General features: G+C 38.3%; 19 protein-coding genes. 11 read left to right on the plus strand and 8 right to left on the minus strand.

Features of this window, described 5'->3' with window-relative positions; translation table 11 throughout:
- Nucleotides 1-3: 3 nt before the first annotated feature.
- Entirely contained in the window at nucleotides 4-1,239 is a 1,236-nt protein-coding gene (locus tag AACV00_RS13760) for an anaerobic sulfatase maturase (protein WP_004248616.1), read from the minus strand.
- A gap of 536 nt (nucleotides 1,240-1,775) precedes the next feature.
- Here AACV00_RS13760 and agaR point away from each other — a divergent pair.
- The 11 genes from agaR to AACV00_RS13815 all read left to right on the plus strand — a co-directional run bounded on the left by agaR (nucleotide 1,776) and on the right by AACV00_RS13815 (nucleotide 11,806).
- Nucleotides 1,776-2,555, plus strand: a complete 780-nt coding sequence (gene agaR, locus AACV00_RS13765; RefSeq protein WP_004244214.1) for a transcriptional repressor AgaR — start codon at nucleotides 1,776-1,778, stop codon at nucleotides 2,553-2,555.
- 54 nt (nucleotides 2,556-2,609) lie between these two features.
- Nucleotides 2,610-3,890 carry a tagatose-bisphosphate aldolase subunit KbaZ gene (gene kbaZ / locus AACV00_RS13770; RefSeq protein ID WP_004248615.1) on the plus strand — a complete coding sequence of 427 codons (1,281 nt, stop codon included), beginning with the start codon at nucleotides 2,610-2,612 and terminating at the stop codon, nucleotides 3,888-3,890.
- 12 nt (nucleotides 3,891-3,902) lie between these two features.
- Nucleotides 3,903-5,093 carry an SIS domain-containing protein gene (locus tag AACV00_RS13775; protein ID WP_004244212.1) on the plus strand — a complete coding sequence of 397 codons (1,191 nt, stop codon included), beginning with the start codon at nucleotides 3,903-3,905 and terminating at the stop codon, nucleotides 5,091-5,093.
- A 24-nt stretch (nucleotides 5,094-5,117) separates the two neighbouring features.
- Nucleotides 5,118-5,612, plus strand: a complete 495-nt coding sequence (agaV, locus tag AACV00_RS13780; RefSeq protein WP_004244211.1) for a PTS N-acetylgalactosamine transporter subunit IIB — start codon at nucleotides 5,118-5,120, stop codon at nucleotides 5,610-5,612.
- A 49-nt stretch (nucleotides 5,613-5,661) separates the two neighbouring features.
- Nucleotides 5,662-6,429, plus strand: coding sequence for a PTS N-acetylgalactosamine transporter subunit IIC (gene agaW, locus AACV00_RS13785; RefSeq protein ID WP_004244210.1), 768 nt, complete (start codon nucleotides 5,662-5,664; stop codon nucleotides 6,427-6,429).
- Entirely contained in the window at nucleotides 6,419-7,309 is an 891-nt protein-coding gene (locus AACV00_RS13790; RefSeq protein ID WP_004244207.1) for a PTS system mannose/fructose/sorbose family transporter subunit IID, read from the plus strand. The genes agaW and AACV00_RS13790 overlap by 11 nt, the downstream gene beginning before the upstream one ends.
- 99 nt (nucleotides 7,310-7,408) lie before the next feature.
- Nucleotides 7,409-7,843 (plus strand): PTS galactosamine/N-acetylgalactosamine transporter subunit IIA, encoded by a 435-nt coding sequence (agaF, locus tag AACV00_RS13795; protein ID WP_004244205.1) that lies wholly within the window; start codon nucleotides 7,409-7,411, stop codon nucleotides 7,841-7,843.
- Nucleotides 7,840-9,009 (plus strand): N-acetylglucosamine-6-phosphate deacetylase, encoded by a 1,170-nt coding sequence (gene nagA / locus AACV00_RS13800; RefSeq protein ID WP_004248614.1) that lies wholly within the window; start codon nucleotides 7,840-7,842, stop codon nucleotides 9,007-9,009. Before agaF ends, nagA begins: the two co-directional genes overlap by 4 nt.
- A gap of 42 nt (nucleotides 9,010-9,051) precedes the next feature.
- Nucleotides 9,052-9,882: a 5-dehydro-4-deoxy-D-glucuronate isomerase gene (kduI, locus tag AACV00_RS13805; RefSeq protein ID WP_110706547.1), complete on the plus strand. Its 831-nt coding sequence runs from the start codon at nucleotides 9,052-9,054 to the stop codon at nucleotides 9,880-9,882.
- A gap of 80 nt (nucleotides 9,883-9,962) precedes the next feature.
- Nucleotides 9,963-10,718 carry a 2-dehydro-3-deoxy-D-gluconate 5-dehydrogenase KduD gene (gene kduD / locus AACV00_RS13810; RefSeq protein WP_004248613.1) on the plus strand — a complete coding sequence of 252 codons (756 nt, stop codon included), beginning with the start codon at nucleotides 9,963-9,965 and terminating at the stop codon, nucleotides 10,716-10,718.
- A gap of 17 nt (nucleotides 10,719-10,735) precedes the next feature.
- The gene (locus AACV00_RS13815) at nucleotides 10,736-11,806 is read left to right on the plus strand and encodes a glycoside hydrolase family 88/105 protein (RefSeq protein ID WP_004244200.1); all 1,071 of its coding nucleotides are present in this window, start codon (nucleotides 10,736-10,738) and stop codon (nucleotides 11,804-11,806) included.
- A 922-nt stretch (nucleotides 11,807-12,728) separates the two neighbouring features.
- On the opposite strand, the gene AACV00_RS13820 is transcribed toward AACV00_RS13815, so the two are convergent.
- The 7 genes from AACV00_RS13820 to aipA form a co-directional block, all read right to left on the minus strand.
- On the minus strand, nucleotides 12,729-15,770 hold the full coding sequence (locus tag AACV00_RS13820; RefSeq protein ID WP_036918856.1) for a chondroitinase family polysaccharide lyase: 3,042 nt from the start codon (nucleotides 15,768-15,770) through the stop codon (nucleotides 12,729-12,731).
- 57 nt (nucleotides 15,771-15,827) lie between these two features.
- On the minus strand, nucleotides 15,828-18,893 hold the full coding sequence (locus AACV00_RS13825) for a chondroitinase family polysaccharide lyase (protein ID WP_036895486.1): 3,066 nt from the start codon (nucleotides 18,891-18,893) through the stop codon (nucleotides 15,828-15,830).
- A 12-nt stretch (nucleotides 18,894-18,905) separates the two neighbouring features.
- Nucleotides 18,906-21,071 carry an autotransporter family protein gene (locus AACV00_RS13830; protein ID WP_110706549.1) on the minus strand — a complete coding sequence of 722 codons (2,166 nt, stop codon included), beginning with the start codon at nucleotides 21,069-21,071 and terminating at the stop codon, nucleotides 18,906-18,908.
- A 37-nt stretch (nucleotides 21,072-21,108) separates the two neighbouring features.
- Entirely contained in the window at nucleotides 21,109-21,993 is an 885-nt protein-coding gene (locus AACV00_RS13835; RefSeq protein ID WP_004244192.1) for an OmpG porin family protein, read from the minus strand.
- Between the two features lie 144 nt (nucleotides 21,994-22,137).
- Nucleotides 22,138-23,697, minus strand: a complete 1,560-nt coding sequence (locus AACV00_RS13840) for a sulfatase-like hydrolase/transferase (RefSeq protein ID WP_004244191.1) — start codon at nucleotides 23,695-23,697, stop codon at nucleotides 22,138-22,140.
- 331 nt (nucleotides 23,698-24,028) lie between these two features.
- Nucleotides 24,029-24,517, minus strand: coding sequence for a GNAT family N-acetyltransferase (locus AACV00_RS13845; protein ID WP_004248608.1), 489 nt, complete (start codon nucleotides 24,515-24,517; stop codon nucleotides 24,029-24,031).
- Between the two features lie 209 nt (nucleotides 24,518-24,726).
- On the minus strand, nucleotides 24,727-25,482 hold the full coding sequence (gene aipA, locus AACV00_RS13850; RefSeq protein ID WP_110706550.1) for a trimeric autotransporter adhesin AipA: 756 nt from the start codon (nucleotides 25,480-25,482) through the stop codon (nucleotides 24,727-24,729).
- Nucleotides 25,483-25,558: the final 76 nt, after the last annotated feature.

Genomic DNA, 25,558 nt, shown 5'->3' on the forward strand with positions numbered 1-25,558 from the left:
GAGTCACTTGAGATAGTTTTTTTGCATCGCCCCAAGTGCATCACTGGCAAGGCCTCCACGAGCTATCGCTTGACGCATTAATTGCATGCCGATTGCCGTGTGATGAAATATTTTTTTATAAGAGTGACATAGATAATTGTGGCGATATTTTTCGCCTTCTATCGCAATAATGCGATGTTTAGGACAACCGCCATAACATAAGCTTTGCACTTCACACTGTTTGCAAAGGTTGGTTTGTTTATCGTATTTATTTTGACCAAAGCGTTGCTGTGTTTTTGATGTTGCAAGCTGTGCAAGACTTGTTAGTTGTATGTTGCCTAAATTATTAGCGGGATAAACATAGTGATCACAAGAATAAACATCACCATTGGCTTCAATAATTAATGCTTGACCACAAGTTTTAGATTGAATACATGTTGATGCAGGATATCCCATCCATGTCCCTAATAAGCTATCAAATAAGCGAATGTATATTTTTCCTACATCACCCTGGCGTATCCATTCATTGAATATATCGGTCATAAATTTTCCGTAACCTTCAGCGGGAACAGAGAAAGCCGCTAATTGTGCGTTAGGACCGGGAGCATAATGTCCGCCATGAGTGTGTGGGAAACGTCTATCCACTTCGACTATGGGAATAAATTGAAAAAAAGTTGAACCTAAATTTTTTAAAGCTTGATAAGTCTCTTTTCCTTTATTCCAGTTTTGATCATTTACAACGGTTAATGTATTAAATTCAACACCATACTCATTTAGTAAATTGATGGCGCGTTTTACGCGTTCAAATGTTGGGCTACCATTGACTGAAATACGATATTTATCGTGAACGGCTTCAATGCCATCAATTGAAACGCCTAATAGAAAGTGGTTATCAGCAAAGAATTGTGCCCATTGGCGATTAATGGCAATCGCATTGGTTTGTACACTATTGGTAATTGTCTTGCCGTTAGCAAATTGCTTTTGGTATTTGACCACTTTTTCAAAGAAGGCTAATCCTGCCAGCGTTGGTTCACCACCTTGCCAAGCAAAATCAACCTGATCGCCACTGTGTGACTGAATATAGTCTTTAATATAACGACGAAGTACACCATCAGGCATCACTGTATGGCCTGTTTCTTTTGTCTCATCTTGAAAAATATTTTCTTTTTCCAGATAAAAGCAATATTCACATTTAATATTACAGTGGTAGCTTGTCGGCTTTGCCATCATATGAAATAAAGCAGGTTGATTTGATGCCATTATTTATTTCCTGAGTTTATTTTTTATCCTGTTACATTACGTAAATTTTTACAAAACAAAAGAGATTAAAATCACAAATATAGAATATCGAAAGTAAATGAAAGTTTATTAATAAGTATATAACACAATAATTTTCAATTTAACGATGTTCTCATGGCGATAATTTCGTGTTCTTTTGATTATTTGAGCGATATGACTCTTTTATTTTTCGAAAATAAATAATCATTTTGAATTTTTAATCTGATTTTTGTGAAATATTTCGCTATTAACTCTATTTCATGGCATTTTATATAGCTATATATGGTGTAATCATAAGAGTGACATTACCTTATATCATTTTATTTATTGGAAACTGATGCCCTCAAGGCTATCATTGACATGACACGAAAATAATCGTAAGCAATCGACAGTGAAATCGAAACTTTGTGAAAGAGATCAAAAGTTTTGTTTTTTTGCGTTGTCGGTTAAATTTGGCGTAGTAAACTACATTCGAAATCAATCGAAAGTAAATCTTTTGGTTTCGTAAGGAGACGAAAGTGAAAGCGGCAGTTGAGAGGCGTATGGAAATCCTCGATATGGTTAACCAACAGGGCAAAACCAGAGTCGAAGATCTCGCTGAATTATTTAAAGTCTCAAGTGTCACTATCCGCAGCGATCTAAGTTTTCTTGAGAAAAATGGCTATATCGTTCGCTCTCATGGCGCAGCAATTCCTAATACAGGCTTTATTGCTGAACTGAGTATCCATGAAAAACGTGGACAAAATGCGGGCATTAAAACATTAATCGGGAAAGCTGCCGCAACGCTGATAAAGGATGGAGACACCGTCATTCTTGACTCGGGGACAACTACACGCGAAATCGCGACACATTTAAAGTCGCGCGAAAATGTAGTCGTCATGACTAACGGTCTGGATGTCGCAATGGAGTTAGCAAATACCACAGGTGTTGAAGTTTTAATGACAGGTGGTGTATTGCGAAAAAGTGCATTGTCTTTTTCTGGCTCACAAGCTGAAAATAGTCTAAGAAATTACCGTTTCGATAAGGTTTTTCTTGGTGTTGACGGATTTGATTTACGTGTTGGTATCACTACTCACAATGAACAGGAAGCCAGTCTTAACCGTTTAATGTGTGATATCTCAGAAACGATTATTGCGGTTGCAGATTCTACGAAATTCGGTAAACGCAGCTGTCATATGATCAGAGAGTTTGGTGATATTGATGTGTTAGTGACGGATTCAGGTATTCCTGATGAGTATGTTCAGGAACTGAAAGATCATAAAATCGACGTTATCATCGTGGACGATAAGACAGCGTAATTTGCTAACTCCATTAGCAACACCGCCGGTGTTGATTATGGAGTTAGTATTTACATGCATCCTTTAGAAAAGATTGTTCAGCAACATAAATCAGGCAAACAGAATGGTATTTATTCTGTTTGTTCTGCCCACCCTTTAGTAATAGAAGCTGCTTTATTACAAGCGCTGGACGATGATTCCTTTCTGCTGATTGAAGCCACCTCTAATCAGGTTGATCAGTTTGGTGGTTATACAGGTATGACTCCCGCTGATTTTTACCAATATGTTATTGAGAAAGCGGAAAATGTCGGTTTTCCTGTCGAAAAGCTTATCCTTGGTGGTGACCATTTAGGGCCTAATCGCTGGCAGCATCTTAATGCTGAAGAAGCGATGGCAAATGCGGATGTACTTATTGCACATTATGTTGCCGCGGGATTTAAAAAAATCCATCTTGATTGCAGTATGTCTTGTGCAGATGATCCTATTCCTTTAACAGATGAAATCGTGGCATCGCGTGCAGCTCGTCTTGCTGTTATTGCAGAAAATACCGCCAAAAAGACATTTGGTTTTAGTGATATTGTTTATGTTGTTGGCACAGAAGTCCCCGTTCCTGGAGGTGCTGCTGAAGAGCTTGATACTGTTGAGGTGACTTCACCTGATGCTGCCCGTAAAACATTAGCGTGCCATCGCCAAGCATTTTATGACGCTGGTGTGGGAGAGTGTTGGACTCGTGTTATAGGTTTAGTTGTACAGCCTGGGGTTGAATTTGATCATACCGGTATTATTGATTATCAATCTGAAAAAGCACAAGCGTTAAGCCAAGTAGTAAATGACTATTCTCATCTGGTTTTTGAAGCTCACTCTACAGATTATCAAACCAATCAAGCTTATCAGCAACTCGTCCATGATCACTTTGCTATTTTAAAAGTTGGGCCGGCGCTAACATTTGCTATGCGTGAAGGTTTATATGCACTTTGCGCCATTGAAGAAACATTATTTCCTCTTGAGAAGTGCTCTCGATTACGTGAAAAAATGGAACAATTGATGTGCCGTGAGCCTAATTTTTGGCAAAAATATTATCACGGTGATGAACGTCAACTCGCCTTTGCTCGTGTTTATAGTTTTAGTGATCGTATTCGTTATTATTGGCCTGATGCCGAGATTAATACTGCTATTGACACATTAATGGATAATTTATCTGTTAAGCCTATTCCACTTCCCTTACTTAGCCAATATTTGCCTTATCAATTTACCCAGTTTAGAGAGGGGAAAATTGCGGGTACGCCTGAGTCATTTGTTATTGCGAAAATTCGTGATGTGTTGTCGGTTTATGCCGATGCGTGCAATGTCCATTAATTGAGGGAAACCATGGAATATTTAAGCTATCAAACCGCTGAACTTGAGCAGTTAAACGCATTTTGGACAGCGAAAGAAATTGACCAGCAACCAGAGTGCTGGAAAAAAACATGGCTATCAATTCGAGAAAAACGTGCTGATATTGAGTCTTTTTTAGAAAAAGCATTGGAGGCATCAAATAGCAGAATAATTCTTACGGGAGCTGGAACATCCGCGTTTGCCGGTAGAGCGTTAGCACCTATTTTGACGGGAGCTATAAAACGTCGTGTTGATGCTATTGCCACAACGGATTTAGTCGCTGATCCTCAAGAATATTTAGCCGAAGATATCCCTACATTACTGATTTCTTTTGCTCGTTCAGGGAATAGCCCCGAAAGTGTGGCTGCGTTAGATATTGCAAAGAAGTGCTTATCGCAATGTTACCACTTAGTTTTAACCTGTAACCCTCAGGGCCAGCTTTATCAATATTGCCAAAATAGTCATAAGGCATTGGCGTTATTAATGCCGGAAGAGTCAAACGATCGCTCATTAGCAATGACATCAAGTTTTTCTTCAATGATGATGGCGGCGGTCACTATCTTTTTAGGCGATAGTGTATTTACTGATGCTATTGCGCCGTTTTTTAGTGATTACAAAGCGCAATTTGACAAAGCAAATAAAATTATCCGCCATCAATACGCAGGAAAATTCAAACGCGTTATTTATCTTGGTAGCGGAGGATTACAAGGGCTAGCACAAGAAGCCGCATTAAAAATGTTAGAGCTGACGGCGGGTAAAGTCGTAGCCAATTTTGATACCCCATTAGGCTTTCGACACGGGCCTAAATCCATCGTAAATAAAGAAACCCTTGTGGTGATGTTTTTCTCTAATGATCCTTATACACGTCAATACGAGACAGATTTATTACGAGAGGTTATTCACGATAATGCATCAGGCAAGGTGATCGCGATCACCGCACGAAATGATAAAACTTTTTCACCAGAGAGTTTTGTTTATATTCCAGCGTTAGAGAACTGTTCAGATGTGGCGCTATTGTTCCCTTATTTGATGTTGGCGCAATCATTTGCATTTCACAGTTCTATTGCACTAGGGAATACGCCTGATAATCCATCTCCAACCGGAGAAATCAATCGAGTTGTACAAGGCGTCACAATTTATCCGTTCTCACTTAAAACAGAAGACACACAGTCTGCTTTAAATTAATAAAATATAATAAGAGAGCTAGTTATGAACACACCTAATATTGTCTGGACCCGCATTGATGAACGTTTACTTCATGGACAAATCCGCATTACATGGGGTAAACATACGGAAGCAAACCTAATTTTAGTCGCTAATGATGATGCTGCTGAAGGTCCCAATGCTGCATTTATGCAGGCGGGAATGAAAGCATCTGCTGGCGGCGAATATGCGGTTCGCTTTTTCTCTATTCAAAAAACTATTGATGTTATTAGCAAAGCATCTCCTCGTCAGAAAATTTTTGTTCTGTGTAATAACCCAACTGATGTAGCCCGTTTAGTTGAAGGTGGCGTGCCTATTACTCATTGTAATGTTGGCAATATGCATTTTCATGAAGGTAAACGTCAAATTGCGAAAACAGTCTCTATCGATGAAAAAGATCTTAGTGCTTTTAAGCGTCTTATCGAAAAAGGGGTTACTTGCACAGTCCAAAACACACCAGATCAAACTCCTGTTGATGTACTAACACTCGCATCAGCCTGATTATTTCCTGATCAAGAAAACCTGCTATAGGCAGGTTTGAGGATAATTTATGATTTTTGAAGCTTCTTTAGTGGCTTTATGGGCCTTCTTTTGCGGTATCGATAAGTACGACGTGGCATTAAATATCCATCGACCATTAATTACAGGGCCCGTTGTCGGCCTGATTATGGGAGATATGCAAGTAGGATTAATTGCAGGTGCTACCTTAGAACTTGCATGGTTAGGGCTTGTACCTAATGCCGGAGCTCAGCCACCAGATGTGACTTTAGGCACCATTGCAGCAGTTGCTTTTGCGGTAATGACAAAACAATCACCGGAAGTTGCAATGGGAATAGGTATGCCTATTGCTGTTTTAATGCAGATGTTGGTGATTGGTTTCTTTGCTATGACTGCATTTACCATGGGTAAAGCGGATCGATATGCAGAAAAGGCTGACGGGGCGGGGATCTCTCGCTTGCTGATTATTACACTTATTGTCCGTTCACTCCTTTATGCTTTAGTCGCTTTTGTTACTGTTTATTTTGGTGAACATGCTGCTCAATGGATTGATGAGAACACGCCAAAAGTCTTATTAGAAGGATTAGGTATTGGGGCGAAAATGGTACCCGCAATTGGTTTTGCAATGCTTCTAAAAATTATGTGGTCAAAAGAAGTGGCCGGTGTGTTCTTTATTGGTTTCGTGATGACAACCTATCTCAAACTCCCAATTATGGCCGTCGCTATTTTAGGCGCATCAGCCGCCGCACTCTACTTCTTCTTTAGTGGTAACAATAAAAATTCAAGTCAGCAGAATGAGGATTTCGAAGATGGTATCTGATAACAGCACCGCATTGAAAACGCAGGATAAACCAGAAACAGGTTCTTTGATTGATGGCATTGATGAGTATCAAGATACTGCTGTCAGAAAAGTTATTACTAAAGGCATACTTTGGAAGTGTGCATTCCGTGGCTTATTTATGGAAGGTAACTTCAACTTTGAACGTATGCAAGGTGGTGGATTTGCTTTCTCAATTATTCCAGCATTGAAGAAAATTCACGGCAATAATAAACGCGATTATGCAACATCGTTGAAAAACCATCTGCAATTTTTTAATGCCAGTCCAAAGCTGTTTACCTTTTTATTAGGAACGGCGGTGGCAATGGAAGAGAACAAAGAAAAGCCATCGACTGTTAATGTGATGAAAGTGGCAGGAATGGGGCCGACTGGGGGTATTGGCGATGCTATCGACCATATGACCTTAATGCCTTTGACCTTAGCATTAGGTGCTTCTATTGCAATGGAAGGCTCGATTGCAGGACCTTTCGTTTTCTTCTTCTTGTATCAAATTGTGCATTTTTTAGTGTATTTCGGACTGATGTTTATGGGCTATCGCGCAGGTACTGCGGCAATGGTCAATATGAGCGATGCCACTGAAAAATTAGCGAAAGCGGCAAATATTATGGGGATCTTTGTGATTGGTGCGCTCTCGGCGACCTTTATCAAAGTGCAAACCACCGCCTCGCTGGAACTTGGCGGAAAAGTCGTTGAATTACAAACAGCCCTCTTCGACAAAATTATGCCGAATTTACTGCCACTGTGCTTAGTTTTCTTAATGTACAAAATGGTGAAAAGTACCGGTTTTTGGGGTAAGCCACCGGTATTGATTTTTTCAACCCTAGCATTTGGCGTTATTGGGCATGTATTAGGATTCTTATAAAAAAGAGATGCCCTAATTGTCGACACTGTTAATCGAAATACATTATTAACTTGCTACAAACGGGTAGTAGAGCTATCTGCTACTCGCAAGGAGTTACTCATGATAGGTCTTATTGTCTCAGGACATCTTAATTTTGCTACAGGTATGGCATCCGCTGTAAAGGCGATTGCTGGTGAGCAAGAAAATATCGCGTTTATTGATTTTATTGAGTCAATTTCTCCGGATGAGCTTGAACAAAAAATGCGTGAAGCGATTAACGCTATGTCATGCCAGCAATATCTCTTCTTAACAGATTTACCTGGCGGTACCCCCTGTAATCGCGCAATGGCAATCATGATGCAAAATCCCTCTGTTGAGGTGTTAGCTGGGGTTAATTTACCCATGATTGTAAATGCGGCATTTGAACGGGAAGGGTGTTCAACGACGGAATTGGTGCAAACGCTACGCGAAATTGGTCAAGACAGCATTCAAGATATTCGAGAGCAATTGGCACAAATAGATAGTCATGATGTTGAAGAAGAAGACGGCTTATGAATCAGCGATATGCCATTTTAGCAGATAGAACCTTTACACCTGAAGGTATCCGTTATCTCTGCTATGTCCATGTTAATGGTGAAAATATTGAATCAATCACCACACAAGCACCAACAGATTGCCCAGTTATTCGCTTAAAAGGAAAATCATTATTACCCGGTTTTGTGGATATCCATATTCATGGTCGTGAAGGGGCTGATGTGATGGATGCAACGCAACAAGGGCTACAAACTATAGCCGATGCGCTGGTTAAAACAGGGGTTGTGGCTTGGGTTGCAACGACTGTCACAGCACCGATGGAGGATATCCGTCATGCGCTATTACAAGTCCGTGAGTTTGTATCAAAACCTCAAGCAACAGGTGCGTTGTTACTCGGTAGCTTTTTAGAAGGCCCTTATTTTACAGAACGCCATCGTGGTTCACATCCTGTGAAATATCTCAAAGCGCCGACCATCTGTGAATTAGAAACATTACTCGACAGTGCTGGGGGATCGCTATTGCGTGTTGCTGTTGCACCTGAAGCTGAAGGTGCGATGAATGCGATTGATTGGTTGGTCAGCCGAGGAATTAAACCAAGTGTGGCACATACAGCAGCAACTTATGAACAAGCTTCACGAGCTTTTTCACACGGTGCTGATTGTGGTGTGCATCTGTATAACGGCATGACCGGGCTTCATCACCGTGAGCCGGGATGTTGTGGTGCAGTGTTATATCACAGCGTATTAGCTGAACTTATTGCTGATGGTATCCATGTTCACCCTGTAATGATGCAACTGGCATATCGCATGAAAGGGTATCAACAGATTGCCCTAATTACAGATTGTATGCGGGCGGGAGGTTTAGCTGATGGTGATTACACATTAGGTGCTCAAACGGTCACCGTCACCAATGGACAGGCAAAAACTGCCGATGGGTCGCTAGCTGGCAGCACTTGCAGTCTTGATAGTGCGTTAAGAAACATGGTGCAACTTGCACATATTCCTGAGTGGGAAGCGGTTCAAATGGCATCGGCGATCCCCGCTGAGTATCTCGGCATAGGGGATAAATTGGGTTATATCAAAGCAGGTCAACAAGCCAGCTTTGCCGTGGTGGATGAGTGTTTTCATCTTACCGATACATTCATCAGAGGAAATCATATTTACTCTGTATCCGGGGATAATGCATAACCTTTTCGTTATGCTCCCATCAGTAAAAATGAGGTATTTATAATGGAAATTCGTCAGCCAATTCATAGTGAACATGCTAAAAGGCTTGATACAGAAGGACTTCGTAAAGAGTTCCTGATTGAGAACCTATTCTGTGAAGGGGAAATGAATCTCACTTATAGCCATATAGATCGGATTATTGTTGGGGGAGTTGTCCCAACAACTCAACCTTTAGCATTAATGGCGGGTAAAGCACTTGGTGTTGATTTCTTCTTAGAAAGACGTGAATTAGGTGCTATTAATATTGGTGGTGCGGGTAAAGTTATTATAGACGGTGAGGTATTTGAAATTGGCCCTCGTGAAGCCATTTATATTGGTATGGGAGCCAAATCTGTTGAATTCACCAGTGATTCTGTAGAGACACCGGCGCGTTTTTATATTAACTGTGCACCAGCACATCACACTTATCCTACTCGCAAAATTACTCAACAGCAGGCCTCACCTGAAAAGTTAGGTAATGCAGAAAATTGTAACGTTCGTACGATTTATAAGTTTTTACATCCTTCAGTGTTACCAACATGTCAATTATCCATGGGGATGACAGTGCTTGAGCCGGGTAGCTTGTGGAACACAATGCCATGTCATACTCATGAACGTCGTATGGAAGTATATCTTTATTTCGATATGAAAGATGACAATATGGTTTTCCATTATATGGGAGAGCCAACTGAAACTCGTCATTTAGTGGTACGCAACGAACAAGCTGTCATTAGTCCTAGTTGGTCAATTCATTCTGGCGTAGGAAGCGCATCTTATACCTTTATTTGGGGAATGGTGGGTGAAAACCAGGTATTCCACGATATGGATCATGTTGCTATGAAAGATCTGAAATAACAGATAATTAATTACATTTTATTCTTTATTCCTACAAAAAAAGTGTGGCAATTATTGCCACACTTCTAGAGGTTTTAATCATGAATTTATTTGATTTAACAGGCAAAGTTGCCATTGTTACTGGGTGTAATACAGGCTTAGGGCAAGGAATGGCAATAGGTTTAGCACAAGCCGGTGCGGATATTGTTGGCGTGGGTATTCAAGATGCTCCTGAAACGCGTCAAAAAGTCGAAGCGTTAGGCCGTCGTTTTCATTACATCACGCAAAATTTAATCCAACAAGATGGATTAGATGCTTTAGTGGATGAGGCTGTTAAGGTGATGGGACGTATTGATATTTTAGTGAATAATGCCGGTATTATTCGCCGTGAAGATCTTTTGCAATTTAGTGAAAAAGATTGGGATGATGTGATTAATATTAACCAAAAGACACTGTTTTTCTTATCGCAAAAAGTGGCTCGCCAGTTTGTCAAACAAGGCGAAGGTGGCAAGATAATCAACATCGCGTCAATGCTTTCTTATCAAGGAGGTATCCGAGTTCCTTCTTATACGGCAAGTAAATCCGCGGTAATGGGATTAACACGGGCATTAGCGACGGAATTATCACAATATAATATTAATGTAAATGCAATTGCTCCAGGCTATATGGCAACCGATAACACCGCTGCACTTCGTGCTGATGAAGCGCGTAATGCTGCTATTTTAGAGCGCATTCCGGCGGGGCGTTGGGGAACACCTGAAGATGTCGCAGGTCCTGCCATATTTTTAGCCTCTAAAGCTAGTGATTATATCAATGGATATACCATTGCGGTTGATGGTGGTTGGTTAGCTCGATAATCTTATGGAGAACTAGGATGGAACACGCTAATACAGAGGCTTTACAAAGAGATCTCGTGTTACAAAATATGAAACGGGTTTATCGTTATCAATCGGCTCATCAAGTTCGTAGTGTTCGTCGCCGTAGTGGTAAAACTCGTTTTATTAAAGATACAGATTGGGAACGCGGTGTTTTATGGACCTGTGTAAGTGCGGCATGGCAAGCGACACAAGATAAAGAGTACCTTAATGGTGTGTTAAATTACACCTTACATACTGGATTTAGAACAGGTCCTAATGCACGTTTTGCGGATGATCATGTTTGCGCTCAAGCTTATTTGGCGATAAGTCCTTTGTTTGAACAATCTGAAATTCTTGAACCGACGATTAAAGCGTTTGATATCATGCTAAATGATCCAAAACCAGGGCGTGAAGACTGGTGGTGGTGCGATGCTCTTTTTATGGCACCTCCTGGTTTTGCTGCTTTGGCTGAAATTATTAGCGAACGACGTTATTTGGATTATATGCATACCGCTTATTGGGATGCTATTGAACATTTACGTGATGCTGAAACTGGACTTATTTTCCGCGATCACCGCTATATTCCTGATGGTCAGGGAAATGAAATGCGTGAAGCTAATGGTGAAAAAGTATTTTGGAGTCGCGGTATTGGTTGGGTTTTGGCTTCTATTCCTCGCATTCTTCAATATATGCCTGATGATTATCATGAGCGCGATCGTTATATAACACTGTTTAAACAATTAGCGCGTTCTATCCTAGATTACCAACATGAAGATGGTTTTTGGCGCACCAGTTTATTAGATCCTGATAATTTCCCTGCACCTGAAAGTTCAGCTACGGCGCTTTTTTGTTATGGACTTGCATGGGGAATAAATCAGGGTGAATTAAATAAAGAAGAATATTTTCCCGCATTACATAGAGCGTGGTCAGCATTACAATCCTGTATTCATGATAATGGCATGATTGGTTGGGTACAACTTCCGGCATTTAATCCGCGAGAGGTAAAATTTGAGCATAATATGGATTATGGCGCTGGAGCATACTTATTAGCGGGTAGTGAAGTATTAAAAATGACGTTAAATAATTAGCTCTTTATATTAATAATTGGTAATTTAATACCTATTCCTTTTAATTTTTTTCTAACTAATATATTGGCTAAAATAAAAGTCAACTTTTTCATTTCCTCTTGCGTTCCGATAAAAATGGAGGCAGAATCAAACTGTGTGTTTTTGAGTCTGCCTCGGTTAATATACAGTATATTTTCCGGGGCTTTTCTCTTTCTGGTATTGGCACAATGCTTGAACCAGATTGATCCAAGCACCCGGCGCAGAGCATAACAAATTATTAAAATGAGACAACAGATTTATTATCAATAATAAATGAAGATATGATTATTTATTATTTAAATAAAGTAATTGATTCGTTAAGTTGAGTTATAAATAAAAGAAGAGGTAACATAAAATTGTTACCTCTTCTTATAAATTAGGGTGCTTAGATTAAAACAAAACAATCGAATTAGGAAATTGTGGGGGATAACTCCCCCACAAGATTAATACTCAATTAGTGAAGTATTAACCTGAACCATTAAATACTCCTTATTAGCGGGGAATAAACAACAGGCTTCTGCTCTAATAATAGATTGCTCGGTGTTATCATGGCGACCATTATTAGCCCGATTAAAGAATATTTTTTCATTTCCTCTTGCGCTCCGATAAGAATGGAGGCAGAATCAAATTGTCTATGTTTGAGTCCGCCTCGGTTAATATACTGTATATTTTCCGGGGCTTTTCTCTTTCTGGTATTGGCATAATGCTTGAACCAGATTGATCCAAGCACCCGGCGCAGAGCATAACAAATTATTAAAATGAGACAACAGATTTATTATCAATAATAAATGAAGATATGATTTATTATTATTTAAATAAAATAATTGATTCGCTAAATTGATTTATAAATAAAAAGAGTCTCGATGTTTTATATCGAGACTCTTTAATTTAAAAGTTACGACTTTTACTTAATTAAATAAACTGTTATTGGTATTGCTTGTATAGTCGTTGTTGTAATTAGCGTATTACTATTTTGATATCTAATATTAACACCTAATTGTGGTGTGGCTAATTTCCAAATCCCTTTTACAGTAACTGTACTACTTATTGGTTGAGGATCGGCTGTAAGCCATTGGCGAGAATAAACACTCACTTCAACCTGGTTACCCTTATTATCAATTTGGTCAGCTTCAATACCCTGATATAAATTTAAATCAGGATTAACAATACTTAGCGTTAATTGTTGTTTTTGTTTTTTTACCATTACCATAGTGGGGGAATCACTTGATAATAATAAAGCTTGAGATGAATTGACTTCGGTGGCATTAAAAAAAGCATATCCCTCTTCTTGCGTGATTTTATCTTTTACTGCATGAAGTTGATTATTATGCTGCAATACGGTGTATTCAGGCGCTTTATTATCTTGTGCTTCTATGGCTATTGCATATTCATAATTTGCATTTTTAGGGGCTTTACCGTGAGAGATAACGGCTGTTGCAAACAATTGTTCTGTTTGCTGTGAATTTCTGTCATCAACAGAGTATTGTTTTTGATAACTAAATTCTACCGTTTGCCCTTTAGCTAATTTATACAAGTTACCCGCCGGATCAATTAATGTATCGGCATTATTTAAGGTTAATTGAGTACCGAGTTGGTTTACTTTTTTACCATTAATTATAATTGATTGTAACTTAGGAACAGCAAACTGGAACAGTGTCGTTTCTGTTGTATGTTGTTTATCGTTATTTTCAATACCAGAGCCTAATGCGATCACTCTATTATCAAATAAGAAATAGGATTTATTCGCTCTTAGACTTTGTTGTTGATATTTACTGTGACCATGTAATTTCATGGCAAACATACTGTTATTATTTAGTGTATTGGCACCAGAATAACGTTGTGTTGAAAGCAACATTTCTTCTATGCCTGCACTTGGCAATTGGCTTAGTTTTGCTTCTAGTTCATCATAAGGAAGGTGGATCGTAGTCGTTCCTGGATATCGATTCCAATCCCAACCTGCATGACTAAAACCAGATTTAGTTAAATCCGCAGGAATAATTTCAAGTTGCCCATATTGCAAGTAACGACCATAACGGTTGTTATTCTCATAACTTTCATTACCCACTAAATAACGACTAAAACCACGAGCGATAGCAAGCCAGCTTTGCTGTGGCGCTGTTATTGATGCTCTACGCTGGATTGCCATTGAAGCATAATTCATTGCCCATGCACCTACCGGTTCATTTTCTGCTTTAATACCTTCAAAGCTATCTTTGTTTGCTAATTTTGCATAAGCGGCTGCTAATGTAGTATCTAGCTCTTGTTTACCATCGGGCGTACCTGCAAGAGCCATCCATTTGAAGGGATCAATACTTATTTTATGTAACCCCGTAGGATGTCTGCCACTTAATACCAGAGGAATTTGTGTTTCTTTGGTATAGATACGCATTTTTAATAATACATCTTTTAAGCGTGCATGTGCTGGTGATGAAAGACGAAAAGGGGAATGACTTAAGGCATAAACACTAGGCGCTAAGCCACCAAATGCATCTTTGGCATAAGCTGGATAATGTTGTGAATGGTGAAAAATAGAGCCATCAGATTTAAAGCCACCAGCGACACCTTTAGAACTAAGAATGGTTTTGTTTAGCCAACTTTGCAATTGTGCTAAGGCTTGTTGGCGCTGTTGATAATCTGGCAACATCAATAAACTTTTTATCATCCACTGTAATTGGGTATTGAGAATATCGACATTTGCATCAACGATTTCATTATCTTTTTCAAATATGCGCCCTGTTGCGTTATACCACATCATGGCTTGTTGTGTCGGTGCTAACAGATTATGTTTTGCTAGAATATGGCGACCAATAAACCATGCATCAAAAAGCTCTCTTGTTTGATAACCTACGTGAGTAATAATTTGGTAACCACTCCCCCGTGTGAAACCTTGTTCAAGAACGTAACGAGTGCCTAATAAATAGAGCGTTTCTAATTTTTTTCTATCGATTGCTGATAAGGAGTGACTACGCAAGTAAATCGCTGTTTGAAGAAGCGTTTTGCCTACATCTCTTAGCATGTTGGCATCAAGTAATGCTTTTTGGGTTTCTTCACTAAAGACCCCCTCGACTTTGATAAAATTCTGGCGATTAGGATGATCAAGGGCTTTTGCGGTTATTGAGCCATCAGCATGTTGTTCTAAGGCTAATTTTTTCCATAATGCTAAATTTTTGTCGATCATTTCAGCGGTGATTTTTTTATCACGACTGACACCTTGATAGTATTCAAAACGTTGATAAATAGATGCCACTTCAGGCTGATCATCGCGAAACTCAGTCGCAAAATTTAATGTAGGATAATGCGCTGTGAACATTTGATCGTACATCAATAATGCACTCCAATTTTTACTCACCATTGTATTTACTGCATTATTAACATATGGAATTTGATAGTCAGGAATAGGCCAACGATTATCTAAAGGTACGCTCATAATTATTTGATCAAAAAAAAGCGTACCTGCTTGATCTGGTGCAGTAATGACTAATTTATCTAATTTGCCTGTTGCTGAGCCTTTCATATCACGAAAAGGAACTGCAATACCTCGCCAACCCGTGAAATTCAGTTCCGTGTTAAAACTTAATGCTACTTGATTATTTTGTTTAAATTGTAATGTAAGGGGCGTTGACTGTGGTTTTTCATTGTAAATCCACATCATAAAAGTGAGTGGTGTTGCTGTATTTTTATCATCTTGATAATTAACTTCATTATTAAGTGTTAATGTTGATTGGGGTTGATACTGCCATTTGAGTGACTGTACGCCATCTTTAGCATGCTCTTTACTTAGTGATAGCTGATGGTCATTTGAGGTGCTCAAGGTATTTGGCATTTCATCTTCAAAAAGATAAAGATCGCCAAAAGGTTCATGAGAAAGAGAAGGTAATGCTTGTGCGGGTAAGGATAAGCAGAAACTTAGTGTAATCGCATAAGCTAAAGAATTTTTTATTAGCATAATCAGATTTCCTGCAAAATAAAAAAGGAACGCGAATGCGCTCCTTTAAAGGTTTAATCAAGAGAGAGGAGAGAGTTTAATTTCTTGTGGAATGCCAAAGTAACTGGTGAAAATAAGTTCGGTATTATCCCCAGAAACGTTATATTTTACCTCACTGTCTTGAGCTGTGGGTTGCCATTTCCCTTTCACTGTCACATTAATGGTGACGGGGGTTGCCGCTTTTTGGCGAGTCATATTTAAATCAGGTGTTACAGCACTCACCGTCAGTATATTTCCTTCCTGATGTGTCATAACGATGGACGGCTTATCGACTTTTTTGATCCATTTATCGTCAATGACTGCTGGTTGATAAAATGCATAACCTGTTATTTGACTGAGTTTATCGTAAATAATATGTACATCTTTATCTTTACGAATAACTTGGTATAACCCATTGTTAGCACGGAATTTCTCGGCTAATTGCGCCATTTTTTCCGGTGTTGCATCTAAGAAAACCATGTACTCATAACTATGATCTTTGGGTTGAATACCGTGGTCGATCCATGCGGAGCTAAAATTTCCTTGCGTGGGTTGACGATTTTTATTTTCAGCCGAAGTCTGGTGTTGGCGGCTGACATTCACTTTTTCTGCTTGAGTAATTAAATAACCGTTACCATTACTATCAATTATCCAATCTCCTTGTTTTAGCGTAGTTTGATAAGGAAAACCTTCTATTTTTTGGCCATTAATCCAAATAGTGTTTAACTCAGGCGTAATAGCATGTTGGAATAACGTTGTTTCCACAGGGTGATCTTTATCGCTGCTATTAATATTGCTACCGACAAAAATTAAATGGTTATCCGCCGCTAAGACGGTTTTTTTAGCGGTAAAGTTAGCATCAAAACGCGCAAGATTAGCGGGATAAAGAAGATCAAACGCCATCATGCCATATTTTCCTTCAAGGGCTGATGTGCCGCTAAATCCTCGCTCACCTCGTTGCATTAAGGTGTGTGGGTTAGGGCTATCAAGTTCTTTAAGCGGAAGATGAATGGTTGTGGCGCCAGGCATTCTATTCCAATCCCAGCCTTCTTGCTGATAGCCTTGTGAAAGTTGAGAGCCATTGCGAACGATTTGAGCAACACCATGACTTTGATAACGGCCATAACGGTTATCTTTATTGTAAATTTCAGATGACCATACATTGGTATTATAGGCTTTTAATGTCACCATTTTGTCTTGCCAACGGTGAATACCAAAGGCACCACCGTTAAAGGCATAGAACCCTTGAGGAAGGGACGCTGGCGTTATCTCTTCACCAAAAATAGTGGGTGATTCATTTCGCGATTTACCACTAATTGCTAAATAAATAGATGCTAACTGTTTATCTGGCGCTGGTTGGGCAGACATCGCGAGCCAATAGTAACCTTGTGCTATAGATTGTAGGGAAGGTGAGTTAAAGGGGTGTCTTCCCGCTAAAGGTAAGCCAACTTCAGGATTACTATAGATCCATGCTGAAATCATTGCCTTTTTTAGGTTATTCCAGCCACTTTCACCTACAGCAAAAGGTGTTTCTCGTAATAAATAAATCAGCTGTGAGGCATTTTTAAATGCTGGGAAAGAGTAGCCGGGATAATTACCTTCATGTCGCCATGCCGTACCATCAGGACGCAAACCGTCTTTACTCCCCGGTGGTACTTGAGTTAAGGCACCAGTGATATAATGACTAAAAGAATTGACTAAGTTAATACGTTTTTGATCATCGGGTTCAAGTAATAATAGCGCTAAATGTTGACGAGATAAGGTATTAAAATAGTCTAAATCAGAGCTATTTGCGCCAACTTTCATATCAAAACTACTTTTAAATTCTCGTGAATACCAAAGTAGAGAATCATAGACATCTGTCTGTAGATTAGCTTCTTTTAGTGCATCAGCCATTAATAATGTAGAGATATACCACCAACGTGAACTATATCCCCAGTGGTGAGTGGTTACTAGGGCACTACCTTTGACAAATCCTTGATCTAATAGATGCTTGGTCATCAAGAGGTACATCTGTTTTAGCTGTTCTTTTTGTGTTGGATCTTTTTCGAGCACATAAGCACGGCTAATATTAAACATTAATGTGGTGTAGTTACCAAGAATGACGTAATTATCAAAAAGTTGCTTGTCTTGAGAATTAAGCTGTTCTGGCTGATAGATGATAGTTTGTTTATCGGTGATAAGATGTCGACCTTGCATTCCTCCATCCGAAAGAGGGCGAATATTCAGTGCTTCAAAATCCGTTTTTAGCTTGCTGATATTCTCTTCTAAAGCAAGATTCGTCTCTTTTTCACCACCAACAAATTCATTGATAAGACGTTGGCGAATAAGATCTATCGCAGCTAAATTTTCTGGTGTTACAGGTAATTGAGGTTGTACGGTGTGAAATTCAATTTCCGGCTCTGATAATCGTGTTTTTATTTGATAATCAGACCATTGGTAACGGGCGTCATCAATAGAAAACATAATACGGTCGATATAGATTTCACCCTGACTGATATTAGAAGGGGCTTTAAAACGAATGCTGTCAACATTCGCACCTAAAGAGCGACCAATACTATCTTGAGTACCATCGGATGATGTATTTGTTGCATTTAAAGTCATCTCACGATTTTCAAGATCGTTATTTAAAGAGATACCAATAGCACGCCAGCCAGTGAAATTTAGTTTTACTTTAAAGCCAGCTTGGGCTTCGCTGGTGGCATTGAGCTTTTCCCCTAAATCAACAGTGAGATAACCATCAATAGGTTTTTCGTTGTAAAGCCAAAATGATAAAACAGGTGTAGAAGCGCGTCCCCATGCTTTAGAGGCTTCTTTATCTGTGGGAACTATAAGCTTTTTATGTAAAGTAAAACTACTGCCACCTTTCCATTGCCATAAAAGGGATTGGTTTCCCATAATGCTACGTTTATCAGATAAAGTTAGTGTTGAATTTTTATCTGATGAAAAATCAGCTAATGGATCACTTTGTGCAAAATGATAGATTTCTGATTGCATAAGATGATTGGGATCAAATGCAGGATTGCTGGTGGCAGCAATAACATGATAGGGGGTTGATAATAACCCCAATGTCATTGCAAGCGCAGTAAAACGAAATATCGGCATTATATTTTCTCCTTAGAAACGCTGACTAACAGTAAAGCCGATACGCCCTTCATTGAATTTGTCATAACGCTGATATCCCATTGTTGTACCTAAATTTAACGATTGGGTAATATCAAGGTTTGCACCTAATTCAGCACTAATGATGTCACCACCAACGGTATTTCCTTTAATATCGAAGGTGCTTCCTCCAGTATTAAAATAGGTAAGGCTGTGGCGTTGATTAATATCGTTATTACCTGCAATATCTTTGATATAACGAAGGTTAAGAGAAGGGGTTAATTTGCCATAAGAGGTTTGGTAGTCATTCCATAAAGCAACAGAGCCACCTAATTGATTAACTGCGTAGCGTTGGCCATAAGTACGCATAGATAATGTAGAGCCTGTTTCTTCCCAAGAATCAATATTGAGCCATTGATATTGGTAAGTTAGCATCGGTTTAATATGGATAAAATCAAAATCCAAATAGGTGCCAGCGTTAATCTGATAGCCTAATTGCACACCAGAGTAGTCACCTTTTGCTTTGGTATTTCCTTGCCATCCCGTATTACCACCGATATCCCTCTCACTATCGACAGTGTAATAACCAATATTTAAATTACCGTTTAAGAATAATGTATCACTATACCAACCGGCATAAGGCATAAATTCAAAATGGCTAATTTCTTTGCTTGCATTACGTTGTTTAGCATCGGCTTTAGCGTAGTTATATGCTAAAGAAACGCCAATTAGCGCATCTTGATTTATTTCATAATCAGTACCGATTTGAATACCAGTGCGATAAGTATTGTAGCCGTTAATTCCACCTTGTTGACTTTGCGTACCATAACCGTACAGAATATTTGCCCAGCTATTCCAACCTATTTCTCTTTCTTCAATGGGGAGCTGATTATCATAGCGTAAGTAGCGATGAGCAATATTGTTGCGCATATCTTCAACCATGATTAATCCTGCTTGAATATCACTACCGTCAGCAATGGGCGCCAGATCATTTGATAGTGCAGCAATATTATTATCATTATTACCAGCGGCGACTAATAAACTTAATGCTTCATCTGAAATCTGGCTACGTGTATTATTAAATTCATTTAATACTGTTGGAATAATAAATTTAGCTGCTGCTAATCCATTCTCTGTGACATTGCCACGTTCAGCAGCGCTAATAAAATTATCCCCCCCTTCGTAGCTAATACCATAACGCGCAATTAATTGATTACCACTGACACCACCGCTAATATTTGGTGGTGTCGTTTCTAACCATGAATCGGTTTTTTCTAATAAAGGTGAAATATCTGGCGCTATGGCATTTGCATCAGTCACTGTAATGCTCGCTTCATCTTTAATTGCCGAGTCTGAAGCAATTAATACAATATCTTTATTAATGATGTTATCAACACTGGTGCCTTTAAAATCAAGTTTTGCTTGGCTACCTTTTTTAAAGGTGACATCGCCGGTAACATGTAAGATAGTTTCATCAGTATTGGTATTATCATCAAGGCGGAAAATAAGCTGGCTATTTTCCTTATTCATGAAGTTACCTTCCCATTGAATGGTTTTATCTTTACCTTGGATAGTTAAATTGCCATGGTTTTCAATTAAAGGAACACCGGTAATTTTATAGCCGTCAAATAATGCATTTTGTGCTCCTCCCTGATAAGCAAAATTGATTTTGGTATCCACATGATTATTCCCTAAAATATCACCGTGGATCTCGCCATTAACATCACTTCTAAAGCCTGTTTTTAAAGTGCTAAAATCAATCGCTGCGGTTTTTCCTCTGATAATAGCGCCATCTCGGATATAAACACCTGTTCCTCGTTTAGGAAAGTTACCTTCAACTAATATTGCTGTACCATTTTCACTAGTAACGTTAGCGCCATTTAAATTAATATTACTACTAAAAGTAGCGCCCTGATTTATTTTAATTGCATTTGCTCCATTACCAGTAACAGTAATATTTTTTGTAATTGCTTGAGCTTTATATTCTGTTGATGAGCCATTAAATACTACACCGTCACCTTGTGATACATTAACATCTTTATTTATTTGCGCTGTATCGCCATTATTAATGTTTACGGTTTCACAAATGTTTAAAGTACTATCGCAATCAGCCGCTACGGCTGAGCCATATATAGCTGAAAGGACAGCAGCACTTAAAAATAACAAATTTTTATTTTTCATGAGATATAACCTTATGACTATTATATGGTTTTAATTATTAGAAAGTTGCTCTTACTGATACTTTAAAATAATCTTGAGTTGACTTGCTGCCGTTATTTTTATTCTCAACACGCTCATTATAATATTCTGTCATAACACGCCATTGAGGAGATATTTGGTAAGCCATTTGTAAGGTATAACGAGTCATATCTTTATCGATATATTCACCTTTATTTGTTCTGTCTTCTATTTTTCCAAAAATAGACTTACGCATTGAGGGAGAAATAATAACACCGATAGGTGTCGTCCAGTTTACATACATACGTAATTGCTGGTTGTGATTTGTTTCTTTTGTATCATACTCTTCATGTCTTATTGCTTGTTTTCCACCATCAAAATAAGCCACTGTTGTATTGAGATTCGGGGTGATAAAGTAGCGAATACCGGGTTCAATTTCCCAACCTAAATAATCCGTATTAGTGACGCCATTACTTCGTTTGTCCTCTTTTTTTTGTAATCCAAACAAAACACTACCGGTTAAAACCCAGTCTTTATTAATAGGAAATTGATAATTTGTTTTTGATTCATAAAAGTCGATAGTTAAACGGCTACCATTATCATAGTTAGTTAAATCTTGACGTATTTTTAATCCTGGTTGTATCCAACCATTATTTAATTTAAAACGATAACTACCTTGTAAATCATAACGCTGATAACGATTTTTATTGTCATGTTCACGCTGACGAAAACCGACGTCAAAATACCAGTTCGATTTGTCTGGATTAATGTTAAAATCAACACGATAACCAGAATAGTTATTCGATGTATCATAATCAGCAGATTCCCACGAGAACATCGCATTAACTGTTGCTGCGTGAGAATGAAAAGAAGTTAAAGCTAAGCCAAAAAGAGGTAAGAAAAGCACAATACGAAGTTTGTTCATGGTCTATATCCAATTCTTTATTCGCTTTTATTTATATCTATTTTTAGATGTAGGACGTCTTCCTTTTATTTTATTAAAAGGATTTTTATATTAGCGAATTAGGTTTATATATAGCGCCATAAGGTTATGGCGCAGATGTTTTTATTATTTTTCTTCACATATTGATATTTTTTTATTTAATTTATTCGTTGTCGCTGTAATAAACTCAGTCGCTCTCCAAGAATCTCCTGTTTTTTCTAACCAAGGGGTTAATTCTTCTTTAATTAATTTATCAATTAAAGGCATATTATCTTTGGCAATATTTTTCATTTGATATGGATCGTTCACATTGTCATATAAAGTATATTTTAATGGTTGTCCATCTTGCCTATCTATCACTAAAGTATGAGTTTTGGTTCTTACACCTCGTTTACCGAATGAAGGTTCACCATAAGGAATAAAAAGATAAAGCTGAGAGTTTGCTGTGTCGCCTTTGCCTGTGATGACTCTATCTGCAAGATCTGTGCCTTCTACTGAATCAGGGATCCATTCTGATAAACCAAGTAACCCTAAAATAGTTGGGTAAATATCAGGTGCTGACATTAATGCATCATCAAAACCTGGTTTGATTTTACCCGGTAAGCGAAACATCATAGGGACACGCATCGATTCTTCATACGGATTATTTTTTGTTGCTTGTCCATTTGATCCTAAGCAACTGCCATGATCAGAGAAGAAAACGACGAGAGTATTATCTGCAAGGCCCTGTTTTTCTAATTCATCGACAATGCGACCAAATTGCTCATCAACACCGTTGACCATTGCCATATATTCTTTGAAATATTGAGGCCCATAACCTTCTTGATATTCACTGTCCCACTGTACATTAGGGCGTGTATTTAACTCTTTTGATGTCTTACCTTGATAAGCATCGAGGTATTTTTTCGGTACTTGATCATAAGGAGAGTGAGGTGGGTTCATTGAAACCACTAATGCAAATGGTTTTGAATTATCTCTAAATTGATTATTTTCATTTTTGAGGAACTTGATTGCCATATCGGCTTCATGTTCAGGCCCCCATTGATCGATATAAATCGGTTTATCACGAGGTGTATCGTTTGCCCAATACATCGGTTTCAAGTGTAAGTCATAAGTACCATAAGAATACCAAAAATCAAAACCATGACGCCTATCTGGAGCAGCCCATTCATTCCAATAACGACCTTCCATTGGATTATTGTAACTTTCAATAAAAGGCTCATAGGGAGCATCAAGGTGCCATTTGCCAATATACCCAGTGCTATAATCTAAGGATTTAAGTACGTCAGACCAGCATTTTGCGTAAGGAGACAAGTCAATACCTACTTTTCCACCGTAATCATGGGCATTACCTGTGATACCATTACGCACAGGGTACTGACCTGTCATAAACATGCCTCGAAAAGGGGAGCATAGAGGGTAATTTGATGCCATTTGTGTCATTACTTTGGCTTGTTTGGCAAATTTATTAAGATTTGGTGTAATCGATGGATCTTCCCCCATAAACTGTAGAGCATGGGCTCGCATTTCATCAGGAAAAACAATTAATAAGTTAGGTGCATTTTCTGGTCGAGTGCGTTTGCTTGCTGTAAAGTCACCTGAAGTAGCAAGAGCAGGTGTAGAAACAGAGATTGCTGCCCCACTGGCGGCAAGACCTTTGATAAAAGTTCTACGGGAAACAGTCATTGCTTCCTCCTATTTTACGTTTGCTTTCGAATTGGTGGTATTTATCTTATTTATACTTTTGTGTAAGATCAAAAAGTAAGTTAACGAAAGATCTAGAATTGAAGGAGAGATCACAGAATGGTGTCAAATTGTAAGCAATTTGATAGAGAAAAGTCGGGTTCAAATATTGTTAATAATTATGAGTTAATTTATAAAATATTAGTAACCGATTGATTTTTAATTAGTTTTATATATAAATTGATTTTTGTTATAAATAATACTCATTATCACTGTTCGATATCGTAACTCATTGAAGAATACATATGCGTACTTTTTCTTTCATTTGTTTTCATTATCCACTAATTACCCACCATGCTTTTCCTTGAAATTGAAAATTTTCAACAATATTCATACCCAATTTTTGATGTGCTTTTAGCGAGCGGATGTTTTCACTATTAATAAATGCAATCGGGCGACCACCTTGTAACGCACAAATATATTGGTAAAGATCGGTTAATAGCGATTTTCCGCGGTATGATTTATCAATACATACAGGACCGTAAAACCAATTATGGTATGTAAGGCTAGGAAAACGTCGGTTAATTTCTTGAGCAATAGGTGGAAGAGAAAAAGAACTGACCGGAAAGCTGAAAACAACCGCTATAATCTGTTCTTGGTCAGTTGCGACTATGGCATTGGTACTACTTTGGTACATAGCTTCAACTTTATCGTGTGGATAATCACCATATAATCCACCTTGCTGTGACTGTGAGTTTTCTTGTAGTAATGAAGTCACTGCTTTGATATCAGCGAGGGTCATTTTTCGTAATGGATAACTCATGTTGTGTCTCTTTCAGTTATGGAGAATTATGTCATTATAGGAAAAATGTCACTATCACAAAAGGGAATAAAAACAGAAGATAAGCTTATCTTTTTAATAAGTGTTATGCATTTATTTTATTTAGAAAAATATTGTTAAGCAGCAATAAGGATACTACTGCTTAAATAATAAAAAACTTTCTTATTAAGAGGTGAGGTTAATTAATAAGATCACCAGCCATAAGCTAATCCGCCACCAAAAATAAGCTCTTGTTCACTATTAATTGATGAGTTAAATCGAAATGCTATATCGTTATTTGGCTGATATTGGACACCTCCAGCAAGTGCTATGCCAGTACGATAATTACTAATACCGAGGCCACCACTAAAGGTATGATGAGTAAGATAAGGAATATTGGTCATGGCAATTGAGGAAGCAATACCTGCATAGACTTTTTTTTCTAATGAAATAACTTTTTTATCCAGTGCTTCAATTGCATCGGTAATTGATGCTTGGCGTCTTCGATAATAATCATCAAATTCATGGATGGTTTTTTTGATGGTGTTTAAGTTATTATTAGTTTGATTTCTAAAAACATTTATTTGGCTATCAGTTAACCTTTTATTTTTACTAAGTAGTGCTTTTGTTTGTGCCAGATTGACTGCATCAGTATTATTTTTACCTTCACTGACATTGGTGAGTCGTGCTGTTTGTTTCTCTTCACTATTACCAAATGAAACCGTATTTTCCTCATTGGCTAATGCAGCATAACCAATAGCAACCGCACGAGTATTGGTGGCTTGGCTATTGATACCTATAGCTGTGGCACCGCTACCGGATGCTTGACTATTGTCACCGAGTGAAAAACGGGCAAGATTATCATGGTTGGGAGTTAGTGAATTATCTATATTTGATGTTGGTAAGGTATTAGCGTAAGAGAGAGTAGGGAATAAAAAAGACACTAAAAATATTTTTTTTAATAGCATGTTATTCGTCCTGTAATGGATAACAGAGTTGCCAATAAATGCTAAATGATTCTTTTTCTCATCACAATCTAGAATA

The sequence above is a fragment of the Proteus sp. G3927 genome, assembly GCF_963894685.1.
Classification (GTDB): domain Bacteria; phylum Pseudomonadota; class Gammaproteobacteria; order Enterobacterales; family Enterobacteriaceae; genus Proteus; species Proteus mirabilis.